Source organism: Dickeya fangzhongdai, from assembly GCF_002812485.1.
GTDB classification, from domain to species: Bacteria; Pseudomonadota; Gammaproteobacteria; order Enterobacterales; family Enterobacteriaceae; genus Dickeya; species Dickeya fangzhongdai.
The window spans coordinates 1610948-1628863 of sequence record NZ_CP025003.1; the positions used below are offsets into that span (position 1 = coordinate 1610948).

The following is a 17916-nucleotide window of genomic DNA, read 5'->3' on the forward strand; positions in this document are numbered from 1 at the left end:
GATTAATTATCCCAGTGAAAAAATCATGACGATAACGGGCTATACCCTGTTTGAACTCAGTCAGCGTTGCTCGCTGCCGCTGTATGCCATTGTCGATCCGATGCAGTATCCGGCATTGCCGGATTTCTGGCGCGCGTTTCAGCCGCGAGCGGCGCAGATGTGGCAACCCTTACGCTTTGAAGGTGCCGGTGATGACTGGCAGCGCTGGGCGCCGATGGTGGTGCAGGTAGACGAAGGCGGGCCGGGGGAAACACTGCTGCACTGGCTGGCGGATACGCAACCTGCGCGCCATCAGGGCGTGATGTTGATGCATAGCGAGCAGTCACTGACACCAGTGGCTGATTTCTGGCAGCAACGTCTGCGCTGTCGTTACCCGGACGGTACGCTGGCGCTGTTGCGTAGCTATGTACCGGATGTGCTGCGCCTGTGGTGGCAAACGCTCAACGACGATGAGCGCATGGCATTTATGGGGCTTTTGACCGGTTTGTACCTGCCGCTGGCGGAGGATGACCCCGCCGCCCCTTGCCGCTACCACGTGCTGGCGGACCATCATGGGAGGCAGCCAGTGCGTCAATCCACCGATGACGATTATCTGATCACCTTGAATCGCGACCAGTTTTATCTGTTATCCAACGACAATCGTCTGCACCGGCTGGCGAATGAGCTGTTTCTTTATGCCGGCACATTGCACTGGATGCAGTTGGATATCGAGGTGGTGAAAAGCCGCTTTCTCAGCGGCGTTACGCTGGCCCGCATCCGGTATCCGCTTGCCTCGGAAACGGAGTGCGAAGCCTGGTCGGCCCACCGCTGGATCATCGGCAGCGAGTTTTATCATCACCCGGTTTTTATTCATTTGACCGAGCGTTATTCGCTGGGCGACAGCATTCGGATTTTTAAATCCGAATCCGCCCGGGTGGAAGACGTTCGCCTTCATTATCACCGGCCCGGCTGGATGCGGGGCGAATTACCGGATACGACGGAGGTTATGCCGTGACGCTGTCTCAATCTTTTCTGAGTCTGCAACCGGAAACGGAAGCGGCCTGGCAGGCGCGACTGGCCGCGGGCGGGTGCTTCGTGGTCGCCGAAGCGGCGCTGAACGATGCGGTTCCCTGGCTGGCGGAGCGCTGGGGCGGTAGCCTGGAACAAACCCGTCTGTACTGGGGAGAAACCGGACAGGTTCATGCTTCCGTATCGCCTTATTGTATTCCCGTCCACCCGACCAACTGGCCGCAGGTGCGTGAGCATCTGTTAACGCAGCCGGGCTGGGGAGTCGGAGTTCAACTCGACTGGTTTATGCAGGCCTACTCGCCGCTTGACCAACTGCTGGAACTGGTGAAACACCTGCGGCAGTGGAGTCTGGTCGCCACCCAGGAGGGAGACAGCGCCATTCTGCGCATCAGCGATTGGGAGGTGCTTACGCCGCTGCTGGCGGCGAGTTCGGCGCAGGAGGCTACCGCGCTCTGCGGCCCGATCGCCACGTTCTGCGACATTGCGCCTGACGGCGCCGTGCAGAGCCTGACGCTGACCGAACGGACCGCGCACAATCTGCCTGATACCTTGCCGCGTTCGCTCAGCGAGGCGCAGTGGCAGGCACTGCTGGCGCCGGCTACGCGTCAGGCGCTGGACAGCTACATGGCGCACCTCAAAACCCATCACCAGCGCTGGCAGGCGAGCGATGACGACGCCTTGCTGAATTTCACCCGCCAACAAACCGAACAGGCCCGTATCCAGGGATTTAATAACGATCGGGATATCGTGCGCTATCTGGCGCTGGCCACCGAGCTGGAGCCGGCCTTTGTTTATCAGCCGTGGGCGCAGGAGATTCTGGCGCAGCCGGAATATATCGGCGCGCAAAACCGTATGGACCGCCTGTATAAGACGGCGATTGACCAACTGGACGACGCATAACTAAAAGGGATGACTTGTCATGAGTCAGGATAAAAAGGCGACGCTGTTGTCGAGTGAAGACGCAGCCAATCAGAATTTTGCCACGGATAACCAAATTTCAGGCGGTTGCGCCAAATGCGGCTGTGAAGTGCTTATTTATTACCACTATGACTCCGGGAAACCGGTGCCCAACGCGCCGTTCGTATTGGTTGATAGTAATAAGACGGAGATTCACGGCAAAACCGACGCCAAAGGGTTGTGCAAAATTTACGACATGGGATGCGGCACGTTTGAGCTGATGCTGGATGAAGGCTCCGACGATTTCAAACCCCGTGAAACCGTGGAAAACAACCCGGTATTACAGGCGAACCCGGCTTATGCAACGTTGGCGGGGGAATATTTCACGCTGTTTTTGTTGCTGCGCAAGCAAGGTCTGGTGACCTACGACGTGGATGATAGCAGCGATCGTCATGTGGATGTCGATGGCGCGGGGCTTTTTACCTCAATTCCCAAGGAGTACCGCAAATCCTATGACCGTTTCTGGGAACTGGATAAACGCGTCAATCGCGGCAGCCGTCAGCTCAAACAGGCGATTAACAAAATCCATCACAGCCTGGCGGCGGAAGTGGCGGACAAAGGTGGAGATGACAACGCCGCGCTGATGCTGTTTTGTGAAATCGCGCTGGGTTTTATTCCGGTAGTCGGGCAGGCGATGGATGTGTATTCGATCGGCGAGTGGAGCTGGCAGTCTTACAAGGAGCCGGCCAAGCTCGAAGACCCGCTGCATATCGCCGAAGGCGCGCTCTGTGCGATTGGCGTCATTCCCGGGCTGGGAGATGCGCTCAAGGTCAGCGGACGGGCGATTATCCGCGCGCTCAAGGTCGGGACGCCGAAAGAGCTGCAGTTCGCCATCAGGACTATCCGCAGCCTATCGGACGGCAATCTGGTGAAAGGGCTGACCAAACTGCGCGCCGAGCTGAGGAACTACGGCGCGCAGGCCAAGGCCTTGCTGTTGAAGATCCACGCGGCGCTCAAACAGGTGCTGGCCGAGTCCGCGCTTAAAAACAACTGGATTGTGTCGCTGATGAAAGACAGCTTCAGCGCCATGATCACCGCGCTGGAAAAGCTTATTGCCAAATATGACAGCGCGCTGGCCTACATCGAGTCCAAATTCAATGAGTTTATCGGCAAGGTGGTCACCCGCGTGAGCGGCAGCGCCAGGCCGAAGGGGAGCATTGCTAAGGCCGCCGAAGCGCCGAAAGCGCCGGCGCATGCTGAAAGTCAGGCGGCAAAACCGGAGGCAACTACTACCAAGTCGGGGGAAGGGAAAAAAGCCGAAACCAAAGCCGACGGCATCAAAGAAGGCAGACCGGTTACCAAAAAATCCGACAACGCAATAACCAAAGCCGATGACGGAAAGCCGAAAAATGCGGTGAGTGAAAAGAAACGACGCGCACCGTCGAAAGAAACCGAGGACATTAGCGCCGGGAGCAATAAGGGCGAACAGCCGGATAGCACCCCACAGCAGAAAAAAGCCGGGGAAGACGACAAGGCGTGTAAAGCCGGCAGCGAGAAGTGTCAGAGCGAGGGCGAACCGGTGGATATGGCGACCGGTTACGTGGTGGACTGGCGCACCGACTTTACGTTGACGAGCCTGCTGCCGTTATCCATGAAACGGTATTACCGTTCAGGCGGGGAGCGAAAACCGGGGCTGTTAGGGGCGCTGTGGCGCACCAACTGGGATATGGGCCTGGAGCTGGAAAACGGGATCGCCACGCTGACCGACGGCGAGTTCAATCAGGCGGTGTTCGTGCTGCCTGACGAGGGCGCGTTCAGCCGGGCGGCGTCGAATCCGGCGTGGCGATTGACTCGTCAACAGGGTCAGCTCGTGCTGCAAAACGTGGACGGCGTGCGTTATCGCTTTGAGCATGCCCTGGGGCTGCAACTTTGCCTTAGCGCGATTGAAGATCAGGCGGGTAACCGAATCGCCCTGTTGTGGGATCGCGCCGATCTGTGCTGGATAGCCCTGCCGGACGGGCGTCTGGTGCATGTGGAGACGCAGCGGCGGCGGATAGTCAAACTGACCCTGTGCGATGAGCACCGTCAGACGCTAAAAACGCTGGCCAGCTACCGCTATGATGCGCAAGGTCATCTGCTCAGCGTGCGCGCTGGCGAAGGGCGTAATTTTGATTACCGCTACTCGCCGGAAGGTTGGCTGCTGCGCTGGTCCGATCTGGCTCATACCTGGGTCGAACACGATTACGATGAACAGGGCCGCGCGTTGCGCGACAGAACGGCGGAAGGTTTCTGGCCCGGCTCGTTCAGCTACGACCCGGACAGCCTCACCAACCACTATCACAGCGGGTTCGGCGGGGTGACCACCTATGTGCGCGATGCGCGCAATAATATTCTGCTGCGCCGCGAGCCGGACGGCGGCGAGGTTCACTTCGAGTGGGACAACAACAACCAACTGGCGGCGCAGACCGACCCGCTGGGCCAACGCACCGAATATCAGCGTAACGACTGGGGGCAGGTGACGGCGGTGACGCTGCCGGACGGGAGCCTACACCGTTACGATTACGACGATGACGGTCAATTGCTGGCTTATACCGACCCGTTGGGCAACGCCTGGCAGTATACGCGCAATGCTCAGGGGCTGGTGGAAACGGCCAGCGACCCGGAGGGGCGGAGCTGGCGTCATGCCTACACGGCGCAGGGGCTGTTGTCTGCAGTAACCGGGCCGGATGGCCGCGAGCAGCATTATCATTACAACCGGCGTGGATTGCTGGAGCGGTTGGAGCCCGGCGAGGCGCCGGCGGTGACCTTTTTCTACGATGCGCAAGACCGGCTGACGGAGCGGCACATCGCACATGAACAAGGCGTGCAGGTGCGGCGTTGGGACTATGAAGGCGGGCGCGACACGCCGTCGAAAGTGGTGTACGAAGACGGCAGCGAAACCCGCTTTGGCTATGATACGGAAGGCAATCTGACCTCGGTGACGGATGCGCTGGGGCAGCGTTACCTGTTCCGCTATGGGGCGTTTGATAACCTGCTGGAAGCGACCGACCCGCTGGGCGCGACCGTCCGCTATCATTACAATGCGGAATCGGAATTCGCCGGGGTGACCAACAGCCAGGGGCAGGCGTGGCACTATCAGTTTGACGCCAGTGGTCGGCTGAGCGAAGAACGGCATTATGACGGCCGGGTGTACCGTTACGGTTACGATGTGGCGGGCCGACTGACACGGCGCACGGCGCCGGACGGCAGCCATCTTGAATACGGGTATGACGCCGGCGACCGGCTGAGCGAGATTCAGGCGGTCCGGGCAGACGGGGCCAGCGAGGGCGCGACGACCTTTGCCTATGACCTGTCGGGCCGGCTGCTGAAGGCGGCGAGCCCGGACGCGGTGGTGGAGTACGATTATAACCGTGCCGGTCAGGTGGTGTCGGAGCGGGTAAACGGCGAAGAGGTGCGCAGCGGCTACGACGACAGCGGGCAGCGTTCGGTGGTGGAAGGGCTGCTGTCGTCGCTGAGTCTGGGCTGGCAGGGCGGGCGGCTGACGACGTTGAGCATCGGCTCGCATCAGCCGCTGACGTTCAGCCACACGGCGTCGGGGTATGAACAGCTGCGCAGCAACGGCGAAGGCTTTGCGCTGCGCCACGAGTGGAGCGCCACCGGGCTGCTGGCGGTTCAGGCGCTGGACGGAGTGAATGGGGTACTGGAGCGGCGCTACCAGTACGACGTGCTGGACCGTCTGACGGGCATCCGCGACAGCCACTGGGGCGAGCAGGCGTTGCGGCTCAATGGCGCGGGTCAGGTGACGGCGGAGCGGCGCGAGCAGGGGCGGCAGAAACAGGCACGGCTGTTTGGCTACGACAGCGAGCAGAACCTGTGCGAGGTGTCGGCGATAGCGCCGGACGGAGCCGGGCGGCTGTCGGCAAAAAATGCAACGGTGCAGTCGTCGGCGGGTTACGATGCGGCCGGCCGGGTGACGCAGCGCGGCGGTCATCAGTATCAGTACGATGCGTGCGGTCGTCTGGCGGTCAGACGGGAGAGCCGTCCCGGTTTCCGGGCGCAGGAAACGCGGTTTGAGTGGGACGCGCAGGACCGTCTGGTGCGGGTGAGTTTGCCGGACGGGGCGCGATGGCGGTATCGTTACGACGCGTTCGGACGACGGGTAAGCAAGGTGCGCGAGGGCCAGGTGCCGTCGGCGCAGGCGGTAGCGCGGGTGGCGTACCGGTGGGACGGCGACCAGCTGTCGGGGCAGACGCAGTACCGGGTGGACGGCAGCGTGGCGCGTGCGGTGCAGTGGGTGTACGAGCCGGGGAGTTTCCGGCCGCTGGCGCAGGTGGAGGAGCAGGCGGGGGAAACCCGGCTGCACTATATCGTGACGGACCTGACGGGGACGGCGCGTGAGCTGTGCAGCGAAACGGGCGACGTGCACTGGCGTGGCGAGCAGGGGCTGTGGGGGGCGTACCGGGAAGACAAGCGACCCATACCGCTGCGGCGTTATCTGGGCGACGCGGCCAACGAGGAAGTGTACTGCGAGCTGCGCTATCAGGGGCAGGTCTACGACGCGGAGACGGGGCTGTATTACAACCGGCACCGGTATTTTGACCCGGAAAGCGGGCAGTATCTGTCTTCAGACCCGATAGGTTTAGCGGGAGGGCTGAGGCCGCAGGGGTATGTGCATAACCCGATGGAATTGGTGGATCCGCTGGGGCTTGTAGGTGACCCAGCAAATGCGACGCATATTACCTATCAGGGTGTAAAAAATGGTAAGCCTTATGTGGGATATGCCAGCAAACCTGGGCTAGGACATTCAGCACAAGATGTGCTCAATTATCGGTATGGGAATAATTTTGATGTGTTTGATGTTAAACCTGAGCCTTTCTATAGAGGAGATGGCCTTGAAGGAAAGTATACTGCACGAGGTTTGGAACAACGGACATTTGAAGATCTTGGCGGGTTAGAAGGAACATCAAATAAACAAAACCCGATAGGTCCAAATAATCCTCGTAGAGATGATTATTTGGCTGCTGCAGATAATCACAGAACAAAGGGGGATAAATGTCCATAGTAAAGAAGAAAGATTTGGTTGAAAATTCTGTTTTTTCAATTTATTTGGATGGTATTGGTTATACAATTGCCCAACTAAGAGATGATTGTCAAATGGAGTTCTTTGATGTTCTTAGAGATAGGGATGAGTGGGATGGGATAAATCTAAATGAAGAAAAAGTACTTTTCTGCATTGTGGTTGCTGCACATCGATTACTAGCTTTATTTCACAGAAATATCACATTAGAAGTTATATTTAATGAGAGAGAGCGTTGTCTAGTTGGACTTAGCTATTCATCAGTAAGGGAAAGTACAGGTGTTTTTGGTCTAAATTTAATAGAATATGGGAAAATATTCGATCCTAATAACATTAGAGTTTTGATTAAAGATTTAGATCCTGTTTTTCATAAAGATATTCTTTATTCATTTGAATTGCTTGGTATGAGTGGGAAAGTGGATAAGATAAAGGAAAGGTTGGTGAAGTATTTCTCTGAGGGGGTTAATTTCGATACTCAGATAAAATTCCTATACCCTGAATTAGAACTTCCACCTAAGGGGTATGTAAGAAAGGATGTTGAAGATATTAAGGATTTTTTGAATCATTAAATATAGAGGGCCGGAAGCGATCTCACGATCCTTCCGGCTTTTTTATATTGAGCCGTCGGTGTTACTACGCCAGTATCGCCCCCGGTTCAGCCTGGATCATGATTCGACCGGGTAAGGCTTCAATGCTGAACGGTGGGGTGAGTAACCCGCTCTGGGTGAGCCAGTCGCCTGCCAGCGTCAGTTCGCCGTTGTCACTTACCCAGTCCGCGCCCTCGGTGTCGCTGCCATCCAGTTCGTCCACCAGCGCGGCGATATCAGTGTCGTCGTCCAGCCGGGTCAGCATCAGCCCGTTGCGGTACAGGCTGATACGGAACAACGCCCCGGCGGTAAACCCAGCCTGTGCCAGCGCGGTGCCGCTCAGGGTCAGTTCCGGCTGGTCGCCCTGCTGCCAGGCAATATCAATGTCGATGCTCATTGTGCGCCCCCAACATCCAGCCCACCGGGAAACCCCCTCAGCCACCGAGCCACCGCCTGTTCATCAAACGCGGCAATACTGAGCGCGTGCAGGTCCTGCCACAGCGCACGGATATCCTGCGTGGTGATGACAATGCAGCCGGGCATCACGCGCAGCTTCAGCGGTTGCCCGGTGCGGAACCCGGCTTCCTTCAGCCAGTGGCCTGCCCAGTATCAGTACGATGCGTGCGGTCGTCTGGCGGTCAGACGGGAGAGCCGTCCCGGTTTCCGGGCGCAGGAAACGCGGTTTGAGTGGGACGCGCAGGACCGTCTGGTGCGGGTGAGTTTGCCGGACGGGGCGCGATGGCGGTATCGTTACGACGCGTTCGGACGACGGGTAAGCAAGGTGCGCGAGGGCCAGGTGCCGTCGGCGCAGGCGGTAGCGCGGGTGGCGTACCGGTGGGACGGCGACCAGCTGTCGGGTCAGACGCAGTACCGGGTGGACGGCAGCGTGGCGCGTGCGGTGCAGTGGGTGTACGAGCCGGGGAGTTTCCGGCCGCTGGCGCAGGTGGAGGAGCAGGAGGGGGAAACCCTGCTGCACTATATCGTGACGGACCTGACGGGGACGGCGCGTGAACTGTGCAGCGAAACGGGCGACGTACACTGGCGTGGCGAGCAGGGGCTGTGGGGGGCGTACCGGGAAGATAAGCGACCCATACCGCTGCGGCGTTATCTGGGCGACGCGGCCAACGAGGAAGTGTACTGCGAGCTGCGCTATCAGGGTCAGGTCTACGACGCGGAGACGGGGCTGTATTACAACCGTCACCGCTACTACGACCCGGAACTGGGGCAGTATATCTCGGCGGACCCGATAGGGCTGGCCGGGGGGCTGAGGCCGCAGGGGTATGTTCCTAACCCCTTCTGTTGGGTTGACCCTCTAGGCCTAACTAAGTGTCCTGAAAAATGGGACGTAGGAAGTTATGAGGATCTGCGAAATTCAGTGAAAGGAAAAAATCTTGAATTAGATGCCCACCACGTTGGTCAAAAGGCAATAATGAAAGATTTAGTAAAAGATTACGATCCTAAAACAGCTCCCTCAATGTTAGTTCCCAAAGAAGGTCATACTCTTTCTAAAGAGGGTGTTGGAATAGTATCAAGAAGTAAAATAAATCCGACGACAGGGCAACCATTCAGCTCCGCTAGGGATGTTATCGCTAGAGATATTAAAGAGCTTAGAAGAGTTTATCCTGATGTCCCAAATGCTAAACTACGTGAGTTGATTGATTTGAATAAATCAATGTATCCGGAAGTGAGATATAAAAACTTTGGGAGGTGATTTTATGTCTGGTAATGAGAAATTTGTTGATTCAATCTTTAATGAAGCGCTCGAAGATAATTTTCTTCGTTATAAGAATAGCTTAACAAAGGCACCTGATGAAGGTGTTGATGTTTATGCAAAAGCTAGAAGAGCTTTATCGTCACTTAGTGATGAGGATAAAGAGGCTATTTTTGATTTTTTTAAAATAACTATTACAGATACAGCGTCAATAATACTAGGGACTATTGATGGTTCTCATTTTCCTCCTGGAATAGATGATGATTTTAAATTGATTTATGGTGATGAAGAGATCCAAGGAGATTTACAGGATCTATTCATTGAAAAGGCAGAGGATAAGGGTATTTATAATTAAAAAATAAAAAAGCCGGAAGTGATCCAACGATCCTTCCGGCTTTTTATTTTATGGTCTGGTCAGTCGCTAAAAATTAATCTGCGTCTCAATAATAATCCTGCCGCGCTCCACCGTGACGGTGACGGGCATCCGCGACAGCCACTGGGGCGAGCAGGCGTTGCGGCTCAATGGCGCGGGTGAGTTTGCCGGACGGGGCGCGATGGCGGTATCGTTACGACGCGTTCGGACGACGGGTAAGCAAGGTGCGCGAGGGCCAGGTGCCGTCGGCGCAGGCGGTAGCGCGGGTGGCGTACCGGTGGGACGGCGACCAGCTGTCGGGTCAGACGCAGTACCGGGTGGACGGCAGCGTGGCGCGTGCGGTGCAGTGGGTGTACGAGCCGGGGAGTTTCCGGCCGCTGGCGCAGGTGGAGGAGCAGGAGGGGGAAACCCGGCTGCACTATATCGTGACGGACCTGACGGGGACGGCGCGTGAGCTGTGCAGCGAAACGGGCGACGTGCACTGGCGTGGCGAGCAGGGGCTGTGGGGGGCGTACCGGGAAGACAAGCGACCCATACCGCTGCGGCGTTATCTGGGCGACGCGGCCAACGAGGAAGTGTACTGCGAGCTGCGCTATCAGGGTCAGGTCTACGACGCGGAGACGGGGCTGTATTACAACCGGCACCGGTATTTTGACCCGGAAAGCGGGCAGTATCTGTCTTCAGACCCGATAGGTTTAGCGGGAGGGCTGAGGCCGCAGGGGTATGTGCATAACCCGATGGAATGGATAGATCCGCTGGGGCTTGCGAAGTCTGTCTGTACAGATGCCTCTGGACGGCCGCTTAAGAGTTCACGATATTCAGTAGCTTACGAAACCAAGATTGATGACCAGTTTTATCCTGGTCGCTCTGATAAAGTTCGTTTCCAAGATGCAAATAAAAAGCTACATGAGGCAATGCAGGCTGACCCGAGCTTTGCGAAAAACATGGAGGATATGTATCCAGGAATCACTGATGGGGTTAAGCCAGGATCTCGTGGTGCGTATCCAAGACGCTCACCTATAAGTGATTTGACGTGGCATCATCATCCTGAGAAACCTGGAGTTATGCAATTAGTACCTTTATCTCAGCATCAGGCTCCCGGTGTGGTTCAATAAACCTTACATCCAGGTGGAAAAGGAGGAATGTATAATTGGGGCGGAGGACGATGAAATGGTTCAGAAAAATCTAAGAGAAATATTAAGGGATGCTGAAAATATTGATTGGCGTTTAGCTTTGTATCTACCTAAGGATGTTTCGTCTTGGAGTTTAGATTTATTAGTTATGGTAGAAGATCCCGATGACGTAGACTCAGATGATCCAGATGAAGATCCTGATGTGGTGAAGGATGCTGGGTACAGGTATGTTATGGGAATCCAATCAATACAAGGCATAGTTAATAATGCAAATCTTCAGAAGAATGTGTCAGATGAGGATTTATTCAAGGCATTTATATATTACTTTGAAAATGATGCTTTTATTAAATTATAAGCACTGATAGTGCTGAATTTAGGCCGGAAGCGATCTAAAGATCCTTCTGGCTTTTTTATATTTATCCGTCGGTATTATTACGCCAGAATCTCCCCCGGTTCAGCCCGAAGGATGATCCGACCGGACAGGGCTTCGATGCTGAACGGCGGGGTGAGTAAGCCACTTTGGGTGAGCCTGTAAGTATCCCGCTAAACCGAACCATTCACTTTTAGCGATCTTCCGACATACTGATTATGTCCCGTTGAGGAGATCGCTATGCGCAAAGCCCGATTTACCGAGCACCAGATCATCGCCGTTTTGAAGTCCGTTGAAGCCGGACGTACCGTCAAAGACGTCTGCCGCGAAGCGGGAATATCCGAGGCTTCGTACTACATCTATGGACTACCTCCGTTTTGCAAGCACTGATTCTGGTTTTGGGTTGTTGCTTACATCTATCCGGCATCAGGAAAACCTGTGCCCAAATGGGTAATCCGCACACGATCGCCTCAACAACTGGACGGCCTCTGAGGCCAGTATAAAAATCAGGTTCCGATTGTGCAGGTGCAACCTGTCACCATTTCTCAGTACACTGCAACTTTTCTGGCTGGGAATTAACTTCCGGCTGCCTGATATTCTGTATCATTTCTCAGCATCGACCAGATTATTCTCGCGTTCTTGTTAGCTACCGCCACGGTCGTTTTATTAAACCCTCGCCGTTCCCTCAACTGATTAACCCACTGATGCAGACAGCTATCATTCTTATTCGTGGCAACCCTGACGACAGCGCGGGCACCATGAATAAAAAGAGTCCGCAGATGCTTGTCGCCTTTTTTCGTCATATTCATGAGAACTTGCCTGTCACCACTTGAGTGTTGCCGGGGAACCAGACCAAGCCACGCGGCGAAGTGACGACCATTTTTAAATTCAGTTCCTTTGCCAATAGCGGCAACAACAGCCGTTGCCGTTTTAGGACCAATACCTTTAACTTTGGCAATGCGCTGGCAGGCTTCAGATTGCCTGAACACAGCCTCTATTTCTTTATCAAAAAAGTTTATGCGACGACCAAGATCGTTAAAGAGATCATAGAGTTCTGCAATCGTCCTGCGCATTCTGGTACTGAGACCATTTTCTGCATCTTCAAGGATCAGCGGAACTGCATGACGAACTCTTGAGACCGCTGCACCGATTGTTATTCCCCGGTCAAGCAGCAGTCCTCTGATTTGACAGACGGTTGCAGTACGATGATTGACAATACGTTGTCTTGCACGGTGCAGAGCCTGAATATCCTGCTGTTCGGGACTTTTAGGCGGAACAAACTGCATCGTGGGTTGCATAAGGGCCACAGCTATCGCCTGTGCATCATTACCGTCATTTTTTTGCCCGCGAACAAAAGGTTTTACATACTGTGGGCTGATGACTTTTACTTTATGTCCCAGTTTTTCAAACTCGCGTTGCCAGTAAAATGCCCCTGTTGACGCTTCGATACCAATCAGACAGGCAGGAATATTTGCCACCGTCTGGAGTAATTCTTTTCGGCCGGTACGTTTTGTATAAACCGGTTTGCCAGCCTGGTTTAATCCGCAAAGCTGGAAAACATTTTTAGCCAGATCAATACCCAGAAATACGATATTCATGGTGACTCTCCTGTTGAGCATATTTCGTACAGTTAACCGCAGGGGGAGGAGGTAGTCCATCCCATTAACTGGAAAGCGAAGTTTGGCGGAATGGAAGCCTCTGATATCAAAAAGATGAAAGATCTGGAGGACGAAAACCGGCGACTGAAACAGATGTTTGCCGATCTCAGTCTGGAGTGCCGGGCACTCAAAGATGTTATTGAAAAAAAGCTTTAAAACCAGCGATAAAGCGTGAGCTCGTCAGTTATCTGACCGCGCAGTTTACGATGAGCATCCGCCAGGCATGCAGGACGTTATCGTTGAGCAGGACGGTCTATTTTTATCAGCCTGACACCCGGCGTGATGAGCCGGTCATTCAGGCACTGACCGACATGGCGGAACGCTATCCGCGATACGGCTTCAAGAAGTTGTTCCAGAAGCTACGCAGGCAGGGGCATGCATGGAATCACAAACGCGTTCATCGTATTTATTGCTTACTGAAACTGAATTTTCGTCGTAAAGGAAAGCAACGTTTGCCCGTGCGTGATCCAGCACCATTGGCGACGCCGGAACACCTGAATCAGAGCTGGTCAGTGGATTTTATGCATGATGCGCTGGTATGCGGCAGACGTTTTCGTACGTTTAACGTGGTGGATGATTTTAATCGTGAAGTGCTGGCGATAGAAATTGACCTGAATATACCGGCACAACGCGTTGTTCGGGTGTTGGACAGGATAGTGGCAAACCGAGGGTATCCGCTAAAGATGCGGATGGATAACGGCCCGGAGCTGGTTTCGCTGACGTTGGCACAATGGGCGGAAGAGCATGGTGTAGCACTGGAATTTATTAAACCGGGCAAGCCGACACAGAATGCCTTTATCGAACGTTTTAACCGGACGTACCGGACAGAAATACTGGATTTTTACCTATTCAGGACACTGAATGAAGCGCGGGAAATTACGGAGCGCTGGCTGCATGAATATAACAGCGAGCGTCCCCATGAATCGCTGAATAACCTGACGCCGGAGGAATATCGGCTGATGGCTGAAGACCCGGAAATCTCAAAAAGTGTGTGGAACTAAAACGGGTGCGCTTACATGGCTATCGGGCATCTGAAACAGGTGCATGATGAGAAGACGCACCCGGCAGAGCGGAAACGAAAGGTTCGCCGGAAGAAAACGACACGAGCAGCACCTGACAAGGGGCAAAAGAATGAGTATGATTAAATCCTACTTGGCGGGAGAAAGGGGTTACCAATGAGAACGACACAGCAGATGAGTATCACGTTGCCGAATGAGATGGCGGCGCTGGTCAAAGCGCGCGTCGCCAGTGGCGAATATGCGTCGGAAAGCGAGGTTATCCGGGAGGGACTTCGGGCACTGCTGGCACGCGATAATGCGGTGGAAAAATGGTTGCAGGAGCAGGTTGTTCCGGCCTGGAATGCGTTGCAACGGGGTGAAACGGACAGCCTCAGCAGTAACGACATCAGAAACAGACTGAAAGCCGAGCATAAGAAGGCAACCGGAGAGTAATAATGGAGTATCAGGTGGTGTTCGCCCCTGAAGCGGAAGAACAACTGGCTGCATTGTATCGTTATATCGCGGAGGCGGCGACACCCAACACGGCGCTGAGTTACACGGAAAGTGTGGTTGATTACTGTGAATCACTATCCCTGTTCCCGGCGAGGGGAAACGCCCGTAATGACCTTCTGGCAGGGCTTCGTGTAACGAACTATCGTAAAAGAACGGTCATTGCCTTTATGGTGGAGGAAGACAAAAAGCGGGTAACGGTACTGGGCATCTGGCACGGTGGTCAGGACTATGAAAGTGACCTGCTGACGGATGAAACTGACTGAAAGTACGGTGTCGCCGGACAGTATCAAAAAGTAGCTCCTTCCCTGCTTCAATGCTAAACGGCGGGGTGAGTAACCCGCTTTGGGTGAGCCAGTTGCCTGCCAGCGTCAGTTCGCCGTTGTCGCTCACCCAGTCTGCGCCTTCGGTGTCGCTGCCACCCATCTCGGCGATATCGATGTCATCGTCCAGCCGGGTCAGTATCATCCCGTTGCGGTACAGGCTGATACGAAACAACGCCCCGGCGGTAAAACCGGCTTGTGTCAGCGCGTTGTCTTCAGGATTATTTACCCGCAATTTATTGAATTACCCGTCAGAGATTGATTAGCGTCTTAATCACCATCTTTATCCACCATCCTTACCTACTCTCCTGCCACGGTAACCGGCTCCCGGTAATCAAGCCCGACTCAGCCAGCAGCTTTTAAGCTCGATTAGCAAAAGGCGGGTGGAGTCTGCCGTTTTGCCGAGTGACCTCTTCCCCTGTCAGTTGGTGGCGTTGAGCCGCGTTGATGAGAGGCGATTTCTCCTGCTTTTTTGTTATTTCCCCCCGGTGTCAACAGTTCGCTGGACAGGTAACTATCCAGAACCGATGCAAGATGTCGGCGATAATGCCGATAACGGTGATGGAAGGATGACATGGCGCGCATGGGGGTTATCCCGCGTGCGTTCTTGTCGGACATGCCTTTGTTCATGGGGGCTGGTGGAGTAGAGTAGGTGATTCTCTGTGGGCGATTCCTGAACAGAGGGAACGGCATATCAGGCGGTGGGCTCTGATATGAATCAACGGGAGGATGCGTATGGGGATTTCTCCGGCGCTGATTGCGCAGGCCGTTGAATGGCGGCGCAAACTGCATGCCAATCCGGAACTGGGCTATCACGAGCGTCAGACGTCCGGGATGGTGGCGACGTTGCTCGCCGCCTTTGGTTTTCAGGTTCATACCGGCCTGGCGGATACTGGCGTAGTAGGAACGCTGGAGAACGGGCCCGGTCCTGTTATTGGGTTGCGGGCCGACATGGATGCGCTGCCGGTTACCGAACTGAACGATCTTGCTTATAAATCCCGGCATTCCGGCGTTATGCATGCCTGTGGCCATGACGGGCATACCGCCATGTTGCTGGCCGCCGCCTGCCATCTCAGCGAAACCCGGCGTTTTAGCGGTACGGTGCGGGTAGTATTTCAGCCGGCGGAAGAGAATCTGGGCGGTGCGCGCCGCATGGTGGAAGAGGGGTTGTTTACCCGTTTTCCAATGGATGACATCTATGCGTTGCATAACTGGCCGGGGCTGCCTGTGGGACATGTCGGTCTGAGCAGCGGAGCGATGATGGCCTCCCTGGATTCGTTTGAAATCGTGCTGATCGGCAAAAGCTGTCATGCCGCCATGCCGGAAAACGGCGCTGACCCGATTATGGCCGCCTCTCAACTGGTGCTATCGTTACAGACTATCCCTTCACGACGCCTGTCGCCTCAGTCGTCTGCGGTGATCAGTATCACGCAGATTAACGGCGGCGAGGCCATCAACGTTATTCCGGAAAAAGTAGTGCTGCGCGGTACGCTGCGTTGTCTGCAAACCTCAGTACGCGAGCAGGTGAAGGCATTGATTGCGCAGTTTGTGGCGCAAATCCCCGAGGTATTCGGCGTCACGGGCTCCATCGCTTACTACCCCGGCTACCCGGTTACCCAAAATGACGCCCGAGCGGCGCAAATGGTGCGTGAGGTCGCGGAAACGACGTTTGGCGCAAACCAGGTGCATTGGGAAATCGCGCCTTCCATGGCGTCCGAAGATTTCGCCTGCATGATGGAGCACTGTTCCGGCGCCTATTTCTGGTTAGGGGCCGATGGCGATACGCCATCCCGTCCGCTGCATAATGCCTGCTATGACTTCAATGACGCGTTGATTCCACACGGTGTCGCCATGTGGGTGGCGTTGGTGGAAAAACGGTTGCCGATGGGGTAAATGTCTCCGGTCTGCGTAGGAAGACCGGAATAATTGACGTTAATGGAAACTATTTTTCCATAAATTATGCTTTTTATTTTTTCTTGATTCAAATTGCAATTGGGAATAATAAAACGGGAATCGGTTTCCTATAAATGCCGTTGTCAGGCCGGCGGAAACCGTTTTTTTCTGGTGATTCAGAGAGGTTCCGCCACGCAATGTGGTTTTTAATTGAACGATGATTCGGCGTTTTATTTGCTTTTCATGACGGAAATGGTGATGAAATGTTTCGTTTGCATTATTCCCCGGCATGAAAATAATCATTTTTTCGTCATGTGAATATTCCATATAAAAAACGGTTTATTCCTGAAAATAATTAGCGGGATAATTGTTTTTAAATCTAACGAAATTAGAGAGGCCAAAAATAGCCGTTTTTTGGAAAATTGCAATGCAGGTTTATGTAACTATTTCACCGGTAATAATGTGTATTTTTGAGCTGTTTATTATATTTATATTGTTGTTTTTTATTGTGTTTTTTTATTTTTGGAGCTTTGGGATATCAAAAGTATATTAGCGTTGACCATGTGTCAGCGTTATGTGTATGATTGGCGAACGAAGCAGAAATATATCTACACATTTTGAATACAGTTCTGTCGTTTTTTATTGGCTTACTGATTCCATACGGTTTAAGAATGCGTTGAGTGAATGCGCCGAGGCGGCGGGTTCTATTTCGTGCATATCGTCGGTCGAAAAACAAATAGCCTATTTGTTCGCTGAACAGCCTGGTCTGTCATGGATTCTGGCGGGTCGTTCAGTAGGATTCGACCTTGTTTTTTCGGGCCAGGGTGCCCTCACGTTGGTATTGACATATGGCAAAAGGAACTGACGGTGCATCTGTCGCACCAAAGGAACGTATTAATATCAAATATGTCCCGGCCACTGGTGGTCAGCAGGCGGAAATTGAACTGCCGCTTACGCTGATGGTGGTGGGAAATATGAAAGGACGCACAGAAGAGACGCCGATTGAAGAACGTCAAACGGTATCTATCGACAAGAATAACTTCACTTCGGTGATGAAAGAGGCAAACCTGGAGCTGAATTTCAGCGTGCCTAACCGTCTGGAAGAAGACAGCCAGGATGACCTTCCCGTCAAACTCAGCATTGCTTCGCTGAATGATTTCTCCCCCGATCGCATCGCCCAGCAAGTGCCGGAACTGCGCAAACTGCTGGAACTGCGCGAAGCCCTGGTCGCTCTGAAAGGGCCGCTGGGTAATATTCCCGCTTTCCGTAATCGCCTGCAGGATCTGTTGTCCAGCGAAGAAGCCAGAGAGCAGCTGCTCAAAGAGCTGGATCTGGTGAAACCCGCCGAATAATTGATTGTTACTGACGAGAAGGGAAA

The 17916-nt window shown here is 54.2% G+C and carries 13 protein-coding genes and 6 pseudogenes; 14 read left to right on the top strand and 5 right to left on the bottom strand.

Going from position 1 to position 17916, the window contains the following annotated elements; translation table 11 throughout:
- The first annotated feature begins 25 nt into the window (after positions 1 to 25).
- The 4 genes from CVE23_RS07440 to CVE23_RS07455 are packed head-to-tail and all read left to right on the top strand — an operon-like array spanning position 26 to position 7551.
- A complete protein-coding gene (locus tag CVE23_RS07440) occupies positions 26 to 994 on the top strand; it encodes a DUF4123 domain-containing protein (RefSeq protein ID WP_100849203.1) in 969 nt (322 codons plus the stop codon).
- Positions 991 to 1908 carry a DUF4123 domain-containing protein gene (locus CVE23_RS07445; protein WP_100849204.1) on the top strand — a complete coding sequence of 306 codons (918 nt, stop codon included), beginning with the start codon at positions 991 to 993 and terminating at the stop codon, positions 1906 to 1908. The genes CVE23_RS07440 and CVE23_RS07445 overlap by 4 nt, the downstream gene beginning before the upstream one ends.
- A 19-nt stretch (positions 1909 to 1927) precedes the next feature.
- Complete coding sequence (locus tag CVE23_RS07450; protein ID WP_225622650.1) at positions 1928 to 6967, top strand: RHS repeat-associated core domain-containing protein; 5040 nt, start codon at positions 1928 to 1930, stop codon at positions 6965 to 6967.
- Positions 6958 to 7551, top strand: a complete 594-nt coding sequence (locus CVE23_RS07455) for a hypothetical protein (RefSeq protein WP_100849205.1) — start codon at positions 6958 to 6960, stop codon at positions 7549 to 7551. The genes CVE23_RS07450 and CVE23_RS07455 overlap by 10 nt, the downstream gene beginning before the upstream one ends.
- Positions 7552 to 7615: 64 nt before the next feature.
- Here the strand turns inward: CVE23_RS07455 and CVE23_RS07460 are convergent, their stop codons facing one another.
- Both CVE23_RS07460 and CVE23_RS07465 read right to left on the bottom strand, forming a co-directional pair.
- The gene (locus CVE23_RS07460; protein WP_100849206.1) at positions 7616 to 7966 is read right to left on the bottom strand and encodes a SymE family type I addiction module toxin; all 351 of its coding nucleotides are present in this window, start codon (positions 7964 to 7966) and stop codon (positions 7616 to 7618) included.
- A pseudogene (locus CVE23_RS07465) lies at positions 7963 to 8172 on the bottom strand (SymE family type I addiction module toxin); the annotation flags it as partial. The gene CVE23_RS07460 and the pseudogene CVE23_RS07465, both read right to left, overlap by 4 nt.
- Position 8173: 1 nt before the next feature.
- Here CVE23_RS07465 and CVE23_RS07470 point away from each other — a divergent pair.
- From CVE23_RS07470 to CVE23_RS07490, 5 genes and pseudogenes are all read left to right on the top strand, one after another.
- Positions 8174 to 9280, top strand: a pseudogene (locus tag CVE23_RS07470) (RHS repeat domain-containing protein); the annotation flags it as partial.
- A gap of 4 nt (positions 9281 to 9284) precedes the next feature.
- Entirely contained in the window at positions 9285 to 9635 is a 351-nt protein-coding gene (locus CVE23_RS07475) for a hypothetical protein (RefSeq protein ID WP_100849207.1), read from the top strand.
- A gap of 167 nt (positions 9636 to 9802) precedes the next feature.
- Positions 9803 to 10768 (top strand): annotated as a pseudogene (locus CVE23_RS23250) (RHS repeat-associated core domain-containing protein); the annotation flags it as partial.
- 55 nt (positions 10769 to 10823) lie between these two features.
- Complete coding sequence (locus tag CVE23_RS07485; protein ID WP_100850424.1) at positions 10824 to 11141, top strand: DUF7716 domain-containing protein; 318 nt, start codon at positions 10824 to 10826, stop codon at positions 11139 to 11141.
- Between the two features lie 255 nt (positions 11142 to 11396).
- A pseudogene (locus CVE23_RS07490) lies at positions 11397 to 11513 on the top strand (transposase); the annotation flags it as partial.
- A gap of 218 nt (positions 11514 to 11731) precedes the next feature.
- Here the strand turns inward: CVE23_RS07490 and CVE23_RS07495 are convergent.
- Positions 11732 to 12754 (bottom strand): IS110 family RNA-guided transposase, encoded by a 1023-nt coding sequence (locus CVE23_RS07495; protein ID WP_100848778.1) that lies wholly within the window; start codon positions 12752 to 12754, stop codon positions 11732 to 11734.
- A gap of 66 nt (positions 12755 to 12820) precedes the next feature.
- Between CVE23_RS07495 and CVE23_RS07500 the strand changes: the two are divergent.
- From CVE23_RS07500 to CVE23_RS07515, 3 genes and pseudogenes are all read left to right on the top strand, one after another.
- Positions 12821 to 13815, top strand: a pseudogene (locus CVE23_RS07500) (IS3 family transposase); the annotation flags it as partial.
- 174 nt (positions 13816 to 13989) lie between these two features.
- The gene (locus CVE23_RS07510; RefSeq protein ID WP_100849208.1) at positions 13990 to 14265 is read left to right on the top strand and encodes a type II toxin-antitoxin system ParD family antitoxin; all 276 of its coding nucleotides are present in this window, start codon (positions 13990 to 13992) and stop codon (positions 14263 to 14265) included.
- Between the two features lie 2 nt (positions 14266 to 14267).
- Positions 14268 to 14588: a type II toxin-antitoxin system RelE/ParE family toxin gene (locus tag CVE23_RS07515; RefSeq protein ID WP_100849209.1), complete on the top strand. Its 321-nt coding sequence runs from the start codon at positions 14268 to 14270 to the stop codon at positions 14586 to 14588.
- A gap of 46 nt (positions 14589 to 14634) precedes the next feature.
- Here the strand turns inward: CVE23_RS07515 and CVE23_RS23040 are convergent.
- Positions 14635 to 14880 (bottom strand): annotated as a pseudogene (locus tag CVE23_RS23040) (SymE family type I addiction module toxin); the annotation flags it as partial.
- Positions 14881 to 15380: 500 nt separating this feature from the next.
- Here CVE23_RS23040 and CVE23_RS07525 point away from each other — a divergent pair.
- On the top strand, positions 15381 to 16538 hold the full coding sequence (locus CVE23_RS07525) for a M20 aminoacylase family protein (RefSeq protein ID WP_100849210.1): 1158 nt from the start codon (positions 15381 to 15383) through the stop codon (positions 16536 to 16538).
- A gap of 39 nt (positions 16539 to 16577) precedes the next feature.
- Here the strand turns inward: CVE23_RS07525 and CVE23_RS07530 are convergent, their stop codons facing one another.
- Positions 16578 to 16865: a hypothetical protein gene (locus CVE23_RS07530; RefSeq protein WP_100849211.1), complete on the bottom strand. Its 288-nt coding sequence runs from the start codon at positions 16863 to 16865 to the stop codon at positions 16578 to 16580.
- Between the two features lie 521 nt (positions 16866 to 17386).
- Between CVE23_RS07530 and tssB the strand changes: the two genes are divergently transcribed.
- The gene (tssB, locus tag CVE23_RS07535) at positions 17387 to 17890 is read left to right on the top strand and encodes a type VI secretion system contractile sheath small subunit (RefSeq protein ID WP_012770486.1); all 504 of its coding nucleotides are present in this window, start codon (positions 17387 to 17389) and stop codon (positions 17888 to 17890) included.
- Positions 17891 to 17916: the final 26 nt, after the last annotated feature.